Source organism: Stenotrophomonas africana (assembly GCF_013004645.1).
GTDB classification, from domain to species: Bacteria; Pseudomonadota; Gammaproteobacteria; order Xanthomonadales; family Xanthomonadaceae; genus Stenotrophomonas; species Stenotrophomonas africana.
On the sequence record NZ_JABEME010000008.1, the window covers coordinates 16,930 to 29,729 of the forward strand.

General features: G+C 68.4%; 12 protein-coding genes. 6 read left to right on the forward strand and 6 right to left on the reverse strand.

Annotated features, from left to right (window positions below):
• Nucleotides 1–2 precede the first annotated feature (2 nt).
• The 3 genes from HLA98_RS14375 to coaBC are packed head-to-tail and all read right to left on the reverse strand — an operon-like array spanning nt 3 to nt 4,093.
• A complete protein-coding gene (locus HLA98_RS14375; protein WP_057499903.1) occupies nt 3–2,348 on the reverse strand; it encodes a phosphomannomutase/phosphoglucomutase in 2,346 nt (781 codons plus the stop codon).
• Nucleotides 2,349–2,360: 12 nt separating this feature from the next.
• Complete coding sequence (gene dut / locus HLA98_RS14380) at nt 2,361–2,834, reverse strand: dUTP diphosphatase (RefSeq protein ID WP_057499902.1); 474 nt, start codon at nt 2,832–2,834, stop codon at nt 2,361–2,363.
• A complete protein-coding gene (gene coaBC / locus HLA98_RS14385; RefSeq protein ID WP_049435215.1) occupies nt 2,831–4,093 on the reverse strand; it encodes a bifunctional phosphopantothenoylcysteine decarboxylase/phosphopantothenate--cysteine ligase CoaBC in 1,263 nt (420 codons plus the stop codon). The genes dut and coaBC overlap by 4 nt, the downstream gene beginning before the upstream one ends.
• A gap of 228 nt (nt 4,094–4,321) precedes the next feature.
• Between coaBC and HLA98_RS14390 the strand changes: the two genes are divergently transcribed.
• The 4 genes from HLA98_RS14390 to HLA98_RS14405 all read left to right on the forward strand — a co-directional run bounded on the left by HLA98_RS14390 (nt 4,322) and on the right by HLA98_RS14405 (nt 8,453).
• Nucleotides 4,322–4,948 (forward strand): response regulator, encoded by a 627-nt coding sequence (locus HLA98_RS14390; RefSeq protein ID WP_049448694.1) that lies wholly within the window; start codon nt 4,322–4,324, stop codon nt 4,946–4,948.
• 70 nt (nt 4,949–5,018) lie between these two features.
• Entirely contained in the window at nt 5,019–5,723 is a 705-nt protein-coding gene (gene radC, locus HLA98_RS14395) for a RadC family protein (protein WP_049448728.1), read from the forward strand.
• A 114-nt stretch (nt 5,724–5,837) separates the two neighbouring features.
• Nucleotides 5,838–7,526 (forward strand): arginine--tRNA ligase, encoded by a 1,689-nt coding sequence (gene argS / locus HLA98_RS14400; RefSeq protein WP_057499901.1) that lies wholly within the window; start codon nt 5,838–5,840, stop codon nt 7,524–7,526.
• A 21-nt stretch (nt 7,527–7,547) separates the two neighbouring features.
• Nucleotides 7,548–8,453, forward strand: coding sequence for an SPOR domain-containing protein (locus tag HLA98_RS14405; RefSeq protein ID WP_057499900.1), 906 nt, complete (start codon nt 7,548–7,550; stop codon nt 8,451–8,453).
• A 156-nt stretch (nt 8,454–8,609) separates the two neighbouring features.
• Here HLA98_RS14405 and HLA98_RS14410 read toward each other — a convergent pair whose 3' ends face one another.
• Nucleotides 8,610–9,362, reverse strand: a complete 753-nt coding sequence (locus HLA98_RS14410) for an SDR family NAD(P)-dependent oxidoreductase (RefSeq protein WP_057499899.1) — start codon at nt 9,360–9,362, stop codon at nt 8,610–8,612.
• A 115-nt stretch (nt 9,363–9,477) separates the two neighbouring features.
• Between HLA98_RS14410 and HLA98_RS14415 the strand changes: the two genes are divergently transcribed.
• On the forward strand, nt 9,478–9,945 hold the full coding sequence (locus HLA98_RS14415; RefSeq protein ID WP_005411992.1) for a YehS family protein: 468 nt from the start codon (nt 9,478–9,480) through the stop codon (nt 9,943–9,945).
• Here the strand turns inward: HLA98_RS14415 and HLA98_RS14420 are convergent.
• Nucleotides 9,914–10,801, reverse strand: coding sequence for a LysR family transcriptional regulator (locus HLA98_RS14420; RefSeq protein ID WP_057499898.1), 888 nt, complete (start codon nt 10,799–10,801; stop codon nt 9,914–9,916). The two genes, HLA98_RS14415 and HLA98_RS14420, sit on opposite strands and share 32 nt — an antisense overlap.
• Nucleotides 10,802–10,944: 143 nt before the next feature.
• Here HLA98_RS14420 and HLA98_RS14425 point away from each other — a divergent pair, with 143 nt between their 5' ends.
• Nucleotides 10,945–12,093, forward strand: coding sequence for an MFS transporter (locus HLA98_RS14425; RefSeq protein WP_341271517.1), 1,149 nt, complete (start codon nt 10,945–10,947; stop codon nt 12,091–12,093).
• On the opposite strand, the gene HLA98_RS14430 is transcribed toward HLA98_RS14425, so the two are convergent.
• Nucleotides 12,090–12,788 carry a TorF family putative porin gene (locus tag HLA98_RS14430; RefSeq protein ID WP_057499896.1) on the reverse strand — a complete coding sequence of 233 codons (699 nt, stop codon included), beginning with the start codon at nt 12,786–12,788 and terminating at the stop codon, nt 12,090–12,092. The genes HLA98_RS14425 and HLA98_RS14430 overlap by 4 nt on opposite strands.
• Nucleotides 12,789–12,800: the final 12 nt, after the last annotated feature.

Consider the following 12,800-nt stretch of genomic DNA (forward strand, 5'->3'; position numbering starts at 1 on the left):
CCTCAGAACCCCAGCGGGGTGTCGCCCAGCACCGGCTGCAGCTGGCTGCGGAACAACGCCTGGATGCGTTCCAGTGCCGCCTCGTCGTTGCCCTCGAAGCGCAGCACCAGCACCGGCGTGGTATTGGAAGCACGCACCAGGCCCCAGCCATCGGCGAAGTCCACGCGCAAGCCGTCGATGGTCGACAGGCGGCCGCCCACATACGGGTTGTCCGGCGACTGCGCCGCCGCCACCAGCATCGCCACCAGCGCATGCGGCGTGCCTTCGGCCACCGGCACCTTCAGTTCCGGCGTGGCCACCATCTCTGGCAGTTCGCCCAGCACCTCGTCCGGGGTTTCCTCGCGCTGGGCCAGGATCTCCAGCAGGCGCGCCGCCGCATACAGGCCATCGTCGAAACCGAACCAGCGCTCCTTGAAGAAGAAGTGGCCACTCATCTCGCCGGCCAGCTCGGCGTCGGTCTCGCGCATCTTCGCCTTCATCAGCGAATGCCCGGTCTTCCACATCAGCGGGCTGCCACCATTGCGCAGCACGTGGTCGGACAGCTTGCCGGTGCACTTCACGTCGTAGATCACCATTGCGCCGGGGTTGCGCATCAGCACGTCGGCGGCGAACAGCATCAGCAGGCGGTCGGCATAGATGATCTTGCCTTCACCGGTGACCACGCCCAGCCGGTCACCGTCGCCATCAAAGGCTACGCCCAGGTCGGCACCGAAGCGCTTGACCGTCGCTACCAGATCTTCCAGGTTGGCCGGCTCGCTGGGGTCCGGATGATGGTTGGGGAAGGTACCGTCGACATCGCAGTACAAGGGGATGACTTCGGCGCCGATCGCTTCCAGCAGCTGCGGTGCGAGCGCACCGGCGACGCCGTTGCCTGCATCGGCCACCACCTTCAGCGGGCGGTCCAGCTGCACGTCGTCGGCGATGCGCTGGATGTAATCGGCACTGACATCGCGCTGCTGGTAATCGCCCGGCTCGGCAGCCTGCACCAGGCGGCCCTCGACAATGCGCTGGTAGAGATCGGTGATGGCATCGCCGGACAGCGTCTCGCCGCCGATCACCACCTTGAAGCCGTTGTACTCGGGCGGGTTATGACTGCCGGTGACCGCCACGCAGGTGCCGGTACGCAGGTGGAAGGCGGCGTAGTACACCAGCGGGGTCGGCGCCAGGCCGATGTCGATCACCGCGCAACCGGCACGCCGCAGGCCCTCGGCCAGGCCTGCGGCCAGCTCCGGGCCGGACAGGCGGCCATCGCGACCGATCACCACCTCGCGCAGGCCCTGCTCCAACGCTACGGTACCGATGGCCTGGCCGATCAGCGCCGCCGTCTTCGGCGTCAGTTGGCTGCCGACCACGCCGCGGATGTCGTAGGCGCGGAAGATGCCTGCCGCCAGTTCCTCGGCCGGAACCGGCGGCGGAGGCGGCGGTGCGCTTTCAGTTGCGCCGGCCTCGGCCACCGGCGGCGGCGCCATCTGCAGGCTCTCGCTCAGGGTCGGGCCATGATCCGCTTCCGCCACGGCCGCACGGCGCGGCAGCGGCAACGTCTTCGGCAGGCGACCGCGACCGACCACCAGCAGCACGGCGATGAACGCCAGCAGCAGCGCGACGATGGCGCTGGCCAACGAACCCAGGCCCAGCGGACCGGGTTCGACATTGGGTACCGCGGCCACCAGCCGCAGCGGTGTACCGGTGACCGGCCGTGCCAGTGCCTCGGCGCTTTCCGCCAGGCCGGAATCGCCCTGGGCGACGAGGTCGTGCGCGCCCTGGCGCAATCCGAGGAAACCCGCCGAGGGCGCGCTCACCTGGTCCAGCGGTGAGGTCAGCCGCAACAACGGCTGGCGCACATACAGCACCGCCGGGCCAAGACTGCCCAGTTGCACCGGCGCTGCCAGGCCCAGGCGATTGCCACCGCCATCACGGACCACGCGCAGGCTGGGCTTGCCTTCGGCCAACGCCGCTTCCAGCAACGCCAATCGGGCATAGCCGAACGTGGCCGGGTCGGCGTAGGCGTTGGCCAGATCGGCGGTCAGCACGTCAGCCTGCTCCACGCCGGTCCAGCTCTCGCGTACTGCCAGCGCCGCTGCCGCGGCATCACCGGCCTGCAGCGCCTGCTGCACGCGTTCGTTCTTCAGCTGCTGCTGCAGCTGCTTCAGCTGGCCGGCGGCCGCCTCCTGCAGGCCCTGCACGGCCTGGTCACGTGCTTCTTCCAGCGCCTGGCCGTTGGCCTCCTGGCGCCATTGCTGCACCGCGCTCCATCCGAACCAGCCAGCCAGCAGGACCAGCAGCACCCCCAATAGTGGCGCGCTGCGTCCCAACGACCGTCCCCGCTGTCCTTCCCCGATGCCGCTCATCGATGTCCCCCGTCAACGCACCCCGGTATGGCCGAATCCACCCGTTCCCCGCACGCTGTCGGTGAAAGTATCCACCACCTGCAGGCTGACGCGGGCAATCGGCACCACCACCAGCTGCGCGATGCGATCGCCCGGCTCGATGGTGAAGGCCTCGCGACCACGGTTCCAGACGCTGATCAGCAGCGGGCCCTGGTAGTCGGCGTCGATCAGACCGGTGCCGTTGCCGAGCACGATGCCATGGCGATGGCCCAGCCCCGAGCGCGGCAGGATCACCGCGCACAGGTTCGGATCGGCGATGTGGATGGCCAGGCCGCTGGGCACCAGCGCAGTGTCGCCCGGCTGCAGGGTCAGCGCGGTATCCAGCGCGGCGCGCAGGTCCATGCCGGCGCTGGCTTCGGTGGCGTAGGCCGGCAGCGGCCAGCTGTCGCCGAAGCGCGGATCGAGCAGCTTGACCTGCAGCGGTTGGGAAGTAGAAGCCTGGGTCATGCCTGGAGTCTCCGCGCGATCAGCGCCAGCAGTTGTTCGGCCAGCTCGCGCTTGGAGGTGGCCGGGAATACCTGTTCACCGTCCTGCCAGAAGGCAGTGGCGGCATTGTTGTCGCTCTCGAAACCGCCGCCGCTGATGCCGACCTGGTTGGCGATCACCAGGTCCAGGCGCTTGTCGACCAGCTTGCCACGCGCATATTTCTCCACGTCGTGGGTTTCGGCGGCAAAGCCGACCACCAGCTTCAGCGACTGCGTCTGCGCGGCAACTTCGGCAAGGATGTCCGGCGTGCGCACCAGCTCGATCACCAGCGACTGGCTCTCGGCGGTCTTCTTCAGCTTCTGCGGAGCCACCTGGCGCGGCGTGTAGTCGGACACCGCGGCGGCGCCGATATAGATGTCGGCCGGCAGCGACTTCAGCACGGCATCGCGCATCTGCGCGGCCGAGCGCACGTCGACCCGCTGCACGCCGGGTGGCGTCGGCAGCTGTACCGGGCCGCTGACCAGCACCACCTGGGCGCCCATCGTCGCGGCAGCCGCGGCCAGGGCGAAGCCCATCTTGCCGCTGCTGCGGTTGCCGACGTAGCGCACCGGATCGATGTCTTCATAGGTCGGACCGGCGCTGATCAGCAGGCGCAGGCCCTGCAGCGCGCGGATTTCCGGCGCGGCAACGGTCGCGGCGCTGCTGCCATTGGCGGCCAGCGCGGCCACGATGTCGCCGGGCTCGGCCAGACGACCCGGACCGGACTCACCTTCGGCCAGCGGACCGTCGACCGGACCGATCACCTGTGCGCCGCGCTGGCGCAGCAGGGCGATGTTGGCCTGGGTGGCCGGATGCAGCCACATGCGGTGGTTCATCGCCGGGCAGATCGTCAACGGCGCAGTGCTGGCCAGGCACAACGTGCTGACCAGGTCATCGGCGTGGCCCTGGGCCAGCCGTGCCAGCAGATCGGCGGTGCCCGGGGCGACCACGATGCGGTCGGCCCAGCGGGCCAGCTCGATGTGGCCCATGGCCTGTTCGGCGGCGCTGTCCCACAACGTGGTGCGGGTCGGCTGCCCGGACAGGGCCTGGAAGCTGAGCGGAGTGACGAACTGCTGGGCACCGGCGGTCATCGCCACCTGCACCTGGGCACCGGCGTCGCGCAGGCGCCGCACCAGTTCCAGCGCCTTGTACGCCGCGATCCCGCCGCCGACGCACAACAGCAGTTTCTGACCTTCCAGCGCGCGGGCCGGCGCGGGGGAAGCGTTGGGGGAGTCAGCCACCTGGAATTCCTGTGCAAACGAGGGCGCTAGCTTACCCGATGGTCGGTAATGTCCCGGTGCAGGGTGCACATAGCAGACAGCTATCAGCAGATGGAGCGCGCTGCGCTTGACCCGGAGTTTGCCGGGTATGGGTTTCGGACCTTTCCTATACCTCTGCGGCCCTGCTCTTTTGCAGAATCAGGCGTTGGCTGCCTCTCACCGTGGCCTGTTCGATCCTCAAGGAGCCGCGTGCATCCACGCATCATCATCGCCGACGACCATCCCGTGGTCCTGCATGGCATCCGTATCGTGCTGCAGACCCATCTGATGGACATCGTCGGCAGTGCACGTGACGGTGCCCAGCTGCTGGAGCTGGTGGACCACCACGACTGCGATGCAGTGCTGACCGACCTGTCGATGCCGGGTGCCGGCCCGGATGGTCCAGAGCTGATCGACGCGCTGCGCATGCGCCGCCCTGGCCTGCCGGTGGTGGTGCTGACCGGCGCCCGACATCCCGGCCTGCTGGACGGACTGCTGCGGGAGGGCATCAGCGGCCTGGTCGACAAGTGTGCCGATTTCGCCGAACTGCCCCAGGCGCTGAACGCCGCGCTGGCCGGGCAGGTATTCGTCTCCCAGCAGCTGCGCCACCACCTGCAGGCGCGCGACCTGCTGTTTCCGCGCGAACCGGCGCCGCTGTCGGCACGTGAACAGGAAGTGCTGGAGCTGCTGGCGGCCGGTCTCAACGTGAACGAAGTCGCCGAGCGCTGTGGGCGCAGCCCGAAGACCATCAGCCGGCAGAAGGCCGAAGCCAAGCGCAAGCTGGGCCTGCAGAACAACCAGGAACTGTTCGACTACCTGCAGACCCGGCGCGACTGAGGCATCGACCGACCCGGGCCTGCGGCAAGCCCTGATGGGAGACGCCGCCTGGGCTGGCGATGATGCAGGCATGCCCATCCACGACTGGCCCGAACAGGAACGCCCCCGCGAGAAGTTGATCGCGCGCGGGCCCACGTCACTTTCCGACGCCGAACTGCTGGCCCTGTTTCTCGGCTCCGGGTTCGGTGGCCGCGATGCCGTGCAGACCGCGCGCGACCTGCTGCAGGCGCATGGCCCGTTGCGGGTGCTGCTCGATCGGCCCGCGCGGGAGCTGGCCCGCCTGCCCGGGCTGGGCCCGGCGCGCAGCTGTACGCTGGCTGCCGGGCTGGAACTGGCCCACCGTTACCTGGCCGCCGAGTTGGAACACGGCGAAGCGGTCGGCAACAACCCGGCCGCGGTCGGCCGCTATCTGCAGCACCGCCTGCGGGGACAGGCCCGGGAGATCTTCATGGCCCTGTTCCTGGACAATCGCCACCGCCTGATCGCCTGCGAGGAACTGTTCCACGGCACCATCAACGCCGCACCGGTCTACCCCCGCGAAGTGGTCCGGCGCGCCCTGCTGCACAACGCGGCGGCGGTGATCCTCAGCCACAACCACCCTTCCGGCGACCCGGAACCCTCCAGCGCCGATACCCGCATCACCGACGAACTGCAGCAGGCGCTGGCAATGGTGGACGTGCGCCTGCTGGACCACTTCGTGGTGGGCGAGGGCCGTCCCGTTTCATTTGCTGAACGGGGCCTGCTGTCCCCGCCCCAGCCACGCCTGTTCGGCTGAGCGCGGCCCCTTCGGGCGCCATCGGCCGCCCCCACAGGCATGTTCTGGTCAGCGTGGGCGCGGGCATCTGCGCTAAAATGGGCGATTCCGCCGCTCATTCTCACAGCAGGCCTCGTGAAAAATCTCCTCCGCGCCCTGATCAGCCAAGGCATCGAAGCCTTGCGCGCCAATGGCACCCTGCCCGCCGACTCCCTGCCGCCGGACTTCGTGGTCGAGCGCCCGAAGACCCGCGACCACGGCGACTTCGCCACCAACGCCGCGATGCTGCTGGCCAAGGCCGCGCGCAGCAATCCGCGCGCACTGGCACAGGCATTGGTCGAGGCGCTGCCGCGCAGCGAGGACGTCAGCAAGGTCGAGATCGCCGGCCCCGGCTTCATCAACTTCCACCTGGCCCCGGCCGCGTACCAGCGCGAAGCCGCCTCGGTCATCAAGGAAGCCCACGACTACGGCCGCAACCTGTCCGGCAATGGCCGCACGGTGGGCGTGGAGTACGTGTCGGCCAACCCGACCGGTCCGCTGCATGTCGGCCATGGCCGCGCGGCGGCGATCGGCGACTGCGTGGCGCGCGTGCTCGATGCCAACGGCTGGAACGCCAAGCGTGAGTTCTACTACAACGACGCCGGCGTGCAGATCGAAAACCTGGCGCTGTCCACCCAGGCGCGGATCAAGGGCATCGCGCCGGACCAGGATGGCTGGCCGGAAGGTGGCTACCGCGGTGAATACATCGCCGACGTCGCCCGTGCCTACATGGCCGGTGCCAGCGTCGACCTGGAAGGCAGCACCGTGGTCGGCGCCAAGGACCCGGACGACATGCAGGCAATCCGCCGCTTCGCCGTGGCCTACCTGCGCAACGAGCAGAATCTGGACCTGGCCGCGTTCGGCGTCGACTTCGACATCTATTTCCTGGAAAGCTCGCTGTACGCCGACGGCAAGGTGGCCGAAGCGGTGGCCAAGCTGCAGGCCTCGGGTCATACCTATGAAGAAGGTGGCGCACTGTGGCTGCGCAGCACCGACTTCGGTGACGACAAGGACCGCGTGATGCGCAAGTCCGACGGCACCTTCACCTACTTCGTGCCGGACGTGGCCTACCACCTGTCCAAGTGGCAGCGCGGCTACGAGCGCGCGATCACCGAACTGGGGGCCGACCACCACGGCTCGCTGGCACGCGTGCGCGCCGGCCTGCAGGCGATGGAAGTGGGCATCCCGCAGGGCTGGCCGGAATACGTGCTGCACCAGATGGTCACCGTCATGCGTGGCGGCGAGGAAGTGAAGCTGTCCAAGCGTGCCGGCAGCTACTTCACCCTGCGCGACCTGATCGAGGAAGCCGGCCGCGATGCCACCCGCTGGTTCCTGATCGCGCGCAAGCCCGATTCGCAGCTGACCTTCGACATCGACCTGGCCCGCCAGCAGAGCAACGACAACCCGGTGTTCTACGTGCAGTACGCCCATGCCCGCGTCTGTAGCCTGCTGCGCCAGGCGCAGGAGAAGGGCCTGGTGTACGAACAGGGCAACGGCCTGGCCAACCTTGGCCGCCTGGCCGACGAGGCTTCGCTGCTGCTGATGAACGAGATCTCGCGGTACCCGGAAGTGGTGGAGGCGGCCGGCGTGGCGCTGGAACCGCATCTGGTGGCGCAGTACCTGCGTGAATTGGCGCACGCCTTCCACACGTGGTATCACGGGACGCCGGTGCTGGTGGAAGACGCCGCCGATCGCAACGCCAAGCTGACCCTGGCCTGCGCCGCGCGCCAGGTGCTGGCCAACGGCCTCGAACTCCTGGGCGTCAGCGCCCCGGAAAAAATGTAAGCATCAGGAGACGCAGTACACATGGCAGCACGACGCGGCAAAAACCAGGCACGACGCAACAGCAGCAGCCAGGGCACACCCGGATGGGTGTGGCTGGTCGCTGGCGTGGCGATTGCGGCCGTGGTGTTCCTGGCGGCGCCGAACCTGTTCAAGGGCGAAGGCGATGGCTTCCTTCGCGCCGGTCCGCAGCCGAACCCGAACGCGCAGCCGGCCCCGGTCGCGGATGCCGACAGCGATGTGGGCACCCAGCCGGCCGCGCAGCCGGCCACGCCGAAGCCGGCCGAACCGGAAAAGCCGGCCGCCACCCAGTACGACTTCTACACCCTGCTGCCGGGCAAGGAAGTTGAAATGTCCGACGCCGAACTGGCCGCCAGCGCGCGTGCCGAAGACCAGCGCCGGGCCAAGGCCGAAGCGCAGCGCGCGCAGGCGGCACTGGAAGGCAAGCCGGTTCCGCCGGCCAGTGCGGCCACTCCGGCACCGACGGCAACGGCCAGCGTCGCAAGCACCGCACCGGTGACCGCGACCAACCGTCCGCTGCCGGCACCGCTGAGCGAACGCCCGTCTGCAGCAACGCCGCCGGCCAGCGCCTCGACGGCGCCGGCCAATACGGCTGCCGCTACCGCAGCACCGCGCGCGGAAACCGCGCCGGCCGCGGCCAGTACGCCGGCCGCTGCTGCACCGGCTGCCGCCGACAACGCCCGCTACATCCTGCAGGCGGGTGCGTTCGGTGCCTCCGGCGATGCCGAAGCGACCAAGGCCAAGCTGGCGATGATGGGCCTGGCAGCACGCGTGGAATCAGCGCAGATCAACGGCAAGACCGTGTACCGCGTGCGCATGGGGCCGTATGGCAGTGCCGGCGAGTTGTCCGAAGCCAAGCAGAAGCTGGATGGCACCGGCCTGCAGGCGATGGCGATCAAGGCGCAGTAAGTCTGCCGCTATTAATGAAAAAGCCGGGCACTGCCCGGCTTTTTTGTTTCTGTAGAGCCGAGCCATGCTCGGCTGAATCCAGACGAAGCCGAGCATGGGCTCGGCTCTACAGGACCTACCCCACCAGCGATCACACGAGACGTCGCACGGTGCGGGTCAGCCTTCGCGTGCCACCTGGAAACCAGCAAATGACTGGCTGACCGGCATCAGTTCCAGGCGATTGATGTTCAGGTGCGGAGGCAGGCTGGCCACCCAGAAGATCTGTTCGGCGATGTCTTCGGCGGTCATCGGGTTGGCGCCGGTATAGAGCTTGTCCGATGCCGCCTGGTCGCCATGGGTACGCACCACGGTGAACTCGGTTTCGGCCATGCCCGGCTCGATCGTGGTCACGCGCACGCCGGTGCCGTGCAGGTCCGAACGCAGGCCCAGCGAGAACTGGCTGACGAAGGCCTTGGTGCCACCGTAGGCGTTACCGCCCGGGTACGGGTAGACGCCGGCCACCGACGAAATATTGATGATCGCGCCCTTGCGCTCCACCAGCTGCGGCAGCAGGCGGTGGGTCAGGGTCACCAGCGCGGTGATGTTGGTGTCGATCATCGTGGTCCAGTCCGACAGCTTGGCGCTCTGTGCCGGCGCGGTGCCCTGCGCCAGACCGGCGTTGTTGACCAGCAGATCGATCTGGCCGAAGGCCGGCGGCAGTGCCAGCAGCGCAGCTTCCATCGCGACCGGATCGCGGATGTCGAAGGCGGCCGCATGCACCACGTCCTTGCCGTAGCGCTCGACCAGCGGCTGCAGGCGTTCAGCACGGCGGCCGGTGGCGATCACCTTCCAGCCCGCCTGGGCGAAGCGGTGGACAGCGGCGGCGCCGAAGCCGGACGTGGCGCCGGTAATCAGGACAGTGCGGGTCATCAGGCAACTCCAGGGGGAAAACCAGACCCCCATTCTGGCACCGTCGGCCGGGGGTTGCGTTGCCTGATCAGCCAGATCCGGCCCCGCCTGCCGGGGTGACCGGTACAATTGGGCCATGATCAACAACGATGTCCTGCGCAGCGTGCGCTACTCCCTGGACCTGGGCGACCACCACGTGGTGACCCTGTGCCAGATGGCCGACCCGGCCTTCGCCGTGGATCCCGAACAGGTGAAGGCCTGGCTGCGCCGCGAGGACGAAGCCGGTTTCGAAGCGATGAGCGACAGCGCGCTGGCGCACTTCCTCGATGGCCTGATCGTGCACCTGCGCGGTCGCGACGAGAGCCAGCCGCAGCGTGCGGTGGAAACCCGCATCGACAACAACCTGGTGCTGAAGAAGCTGCGCGTGGCGTTCCAGCTGCGCGACGTCGATCTGATGGAGATTTTCGCCAGCGCCGGTTTCAACGTGTCCAAGTCGGAAGTGGGTGCATTGTTCCGCCAGCCCGGGCACACCAATTACCGGCGGTGCCTGGACCAGATGCTGCGCAACTTCCTCAAGGGCCTGAGCCTGCGCCTGCGCGGCTGAGCACGGCCTCGACGAACGCCCGCGCCGCCGGTGTCGGCAGCCGCTGCCAGACCAGGTGCACGCGGCGGGTCGGGGTCGGCTGCAGCGGAATCCGCACCACGCCTTCAAAGCCTTCGGCGATCAACGCCGGCACGATGCCAACCGCCAGGCCATGGCGGACGAAGCGCTCGACCAGTTCCATCAGGTTGACCTCGAAGCGCACCGTGTGCGGCAGGCCAGCGGCGGCGAAGGCATCGTCGGTCTGCCGCCGCGCACCGGTGCCGCGCGGGAAGTCGACCAGCGCCTCGTCCTGTAATTCCGTCAAGGGCAGCTGCTTGCGCCGGGCCAAGCGATGCGACGGCGCCAGCACCGCCACCAGGTCTTCTTCCTGCAGCATCTGGTGGCAGACGCCATCCAGCGCTGCCGAAGGCGCCAGACCGACCAGTGCCACATCCAGGTCGCGTGACTGCACCTGCGCGATCAGGTCCTCGCTCTTGTCGACCCGCAGCTGGAACTCGACCTGCGGGTGCGCCTGCTGGAAGGCAGCCAGCATTGCCACCACATCGATATCGGTCAGCGAGGAGATCTGCCCGATCGCCAGCAGGCCACGCACCTCGCCACTGACCGCAGCCACGTCGGCACGCAAATGGCGCAGGCTGGCCAGCACCTGGCGTGCGTGTACCAGGAGCGCCTCACCGGCCGCCGTCGCCCGCACCTGCCGCGGCAGGCGCTCGAACAGCGGCGTGCCCAGTTCCTGCTCCAGGTAGGCAATCTGGTGGCTCAACGCGGACTGCACCACATGGCAGCGTTCGGCAGCACGGGTGAAATTGCCCTCTTCGGCCAGGGCGACGGCAAATTCGAGCTGCTTGAGATTCACCCAACTATCTCGTTTCCAGATGGCATGGATGATGATGATTCATTTCCATCATGGTCGCAGCAGGCGGACACTGTGCACCCCGCTTCCTGGAACACCGCGTGAGTCCGTCCCTCCCCCCTCTGCACCGCTGGCAGGTGCTGCTGATGTCGGTGGCTACCGGCGTGGCCGTGGCCAGCAACTACTATGCGCAGCCGCTGCTGCACACCATTGCCGATGCCTTCGGTGTGCCGTTCGGCAAAGTCGGCATGGTGGTCACTGCCGCGCAGCTGAGCTATGCCGCCGGACTGATCCTGCTGGTGCCGCTGGGAGACCTGTTCGAACGCCGCCGCCTGATCGTGGTGATGAGCCTGTTGTCCGCCGGCGGGCTGGTGATCAGTGCCTGCGCGCCGTCGCTGACCTGGCTGCTGGTGGGCACCGCGATCACCGGCCTGTTCTCGGTGGTGGCACAGGTGCTGGTGCCGTTCGCCGCCACGCTGGCCGCGCCGGAACATCGCGGTCGCGTGGTTGGCACGTTGATGAGCGGCCTGCTGCTGGGCATCCTGCTGGCACGTACCGTGGCCGGCCTGCTTTCCAGCCTGGGCGACTGGCGCCTGGTATACGCGATCGCCGCCGGCACCCTGGTGCTGACCGCACTGGCACTGCAGCGCGGCCTGCCGCGCTTCCACCACAGCGCCGGCCTTGGCTACTTTGCATTGCTGCGCTCGATCGGCGTGCTGTTCGTGCAGGAGCCGGTCCTGCGCCAGCGCACGCTGCTGGGCGCCTGCAGCTTCGCCATGTTCGCGATCTTCTGGACGCCACTGGCGTTCCTGCTGGCACAACCGCCCTACGCCTACAGCGACGCCACCATCGGCCTGTTCGGACTGGTCGGCGCGGCCGGCACGCTGGCGGCCGGCCTGGCCGGGCGCATGTCCGACCGCGGGCAGACCGGACGTGCAACCGCCATTGCGCTGGTGCTGTTGCTGCTGTCGTGGCTGCCGCTGGGGCTGTCGGCACATTCGCTGCTGGCGCTGCTGGTCGGCGTGGTGGTGCTGGACCTGGCCGCACAGCTGCTGCACGTCAGTAACCAGAACCTGATCTATGCGCTGCAACCTGCGGCACGCAACCGCCTCAATGCCGGCTACATGACGGGCTACTTCATCGGCGGTTCGCTGGGTTCGCTGCTGTCGGCGCAGGTCTACCAGCGCTTCGGCTGGACCGGCGTCTGCGTGGCCGGTGCTGCGGTGGCCGTGCTGGCCCTGCTGCTGTGGCTGCCCGGCGCGCTGCGCGCGCGCCAGGCCTCGGCTGCCAACTAGAAGCTGCCCTGCAGTGCCAACTCCCATCGGCCACCGGCGTTGCCCGGGAACAGGCGCTTGGCCGCGTTGTCGGTGTCATGCACGGTGGCGCGCAGCTCCCATGCCGGGGCCAGCGTGGCGACGGCACTGAGCTGTCCATGCAGGTAGTCCGGCCCCTGCGCGGTGGCCAGCCAGTACTGGCCCACCGCCGCTTCCAGGCGGAAACGTTCATGCAGCGGCACACGCACGCCCAACTGGGCATAGGTGCCGCGATGGCCGCCCGCCAGCGCGTCGTTGGAATGGGCGACCTGCAACCAGGCGCGCTGCTTCCAGGTCACGCTGGTATTGAGTTCGGTCCAGTCCAGCGCGCGGCCAGTGCCCGGGTACACGTAGCGGGTCAGGTTGGCATCCAGCGTCCAGTCCGGGGCCAGCGCACCGGACCAGCCCGCCACCAGGTCGAACTCGCTGCGCGCGCCGTTGTCCGGCTTGAACGAAACGTTGGAGCCCCACACGCTGGCGTACCAGCCCGATGGGATCGAAACCTTCGCGCCCGCCTGCACCGCCGGGTCGCCGTCGCTCTGCGAGCTGCCGCGCCACACGTAGTCACTGGTCAATGCGGCACTGCCACTGACCTGCACCTGTGCCTGCGCGCTGCCGATCCCGAGCAGCCCTGCCAGGGCGGCCACCATGGCCGCCATCATCCCCTTGCTGTTCACTGCACTGTGTTC

Bases quoted from the DNA above. Each gene is read 5' to 3' on its own strand.
- HLA98_RS14410 (WP_057499899.1), bottom strand. From the start codon at position 9,362: ATGACCCGCACTGTCCTGATTACCGGCGCCACGTCCGGCTTCGGCGCC.
- HLA98_RS14375 (WP_057499903.1), bottom strand. From the start codon at position 2,348: ATGAGCGGCATCGGGGAAGGACAGCGGGGACGGTCGTTGGGACGCAGC.
- radC (WP_049448728.1), top strand. From the start codon at position 5,019: ATGCCCATCCACGACTGGCCCGAACAGGAACGCCCCCGCGAGAAGTTG.
- dut (WP_057499902.1), bottom strand. From the start codon at position 2,834: ATGACCCAGGCTTCTACTTCCCAACCGCTGCAGGTCAAGCTGCTCGAT.
- HLA98_RS14415 (WP_005411992.1), top strand. From the start codon at position 9,478: ATGATCAACAACGATGTCCTGCGCAGCGTGCGCTACTCCCTGGACCTG.
- HLA98_RS14405 (WP_057499900.1), top strand. From the start codon at position 7,548: ATGGCAGCACGACGCGGCAAAAACCAGGCACGACGCAACAGCAGCAGC.
- HLA98_RS14425 (WP_341271517.1), top strand. From the start codon at position 10,945: ATGTCGGTGGCTACCGGCGTGGCCGTGGCCAGCAACTACTATGCGCAG.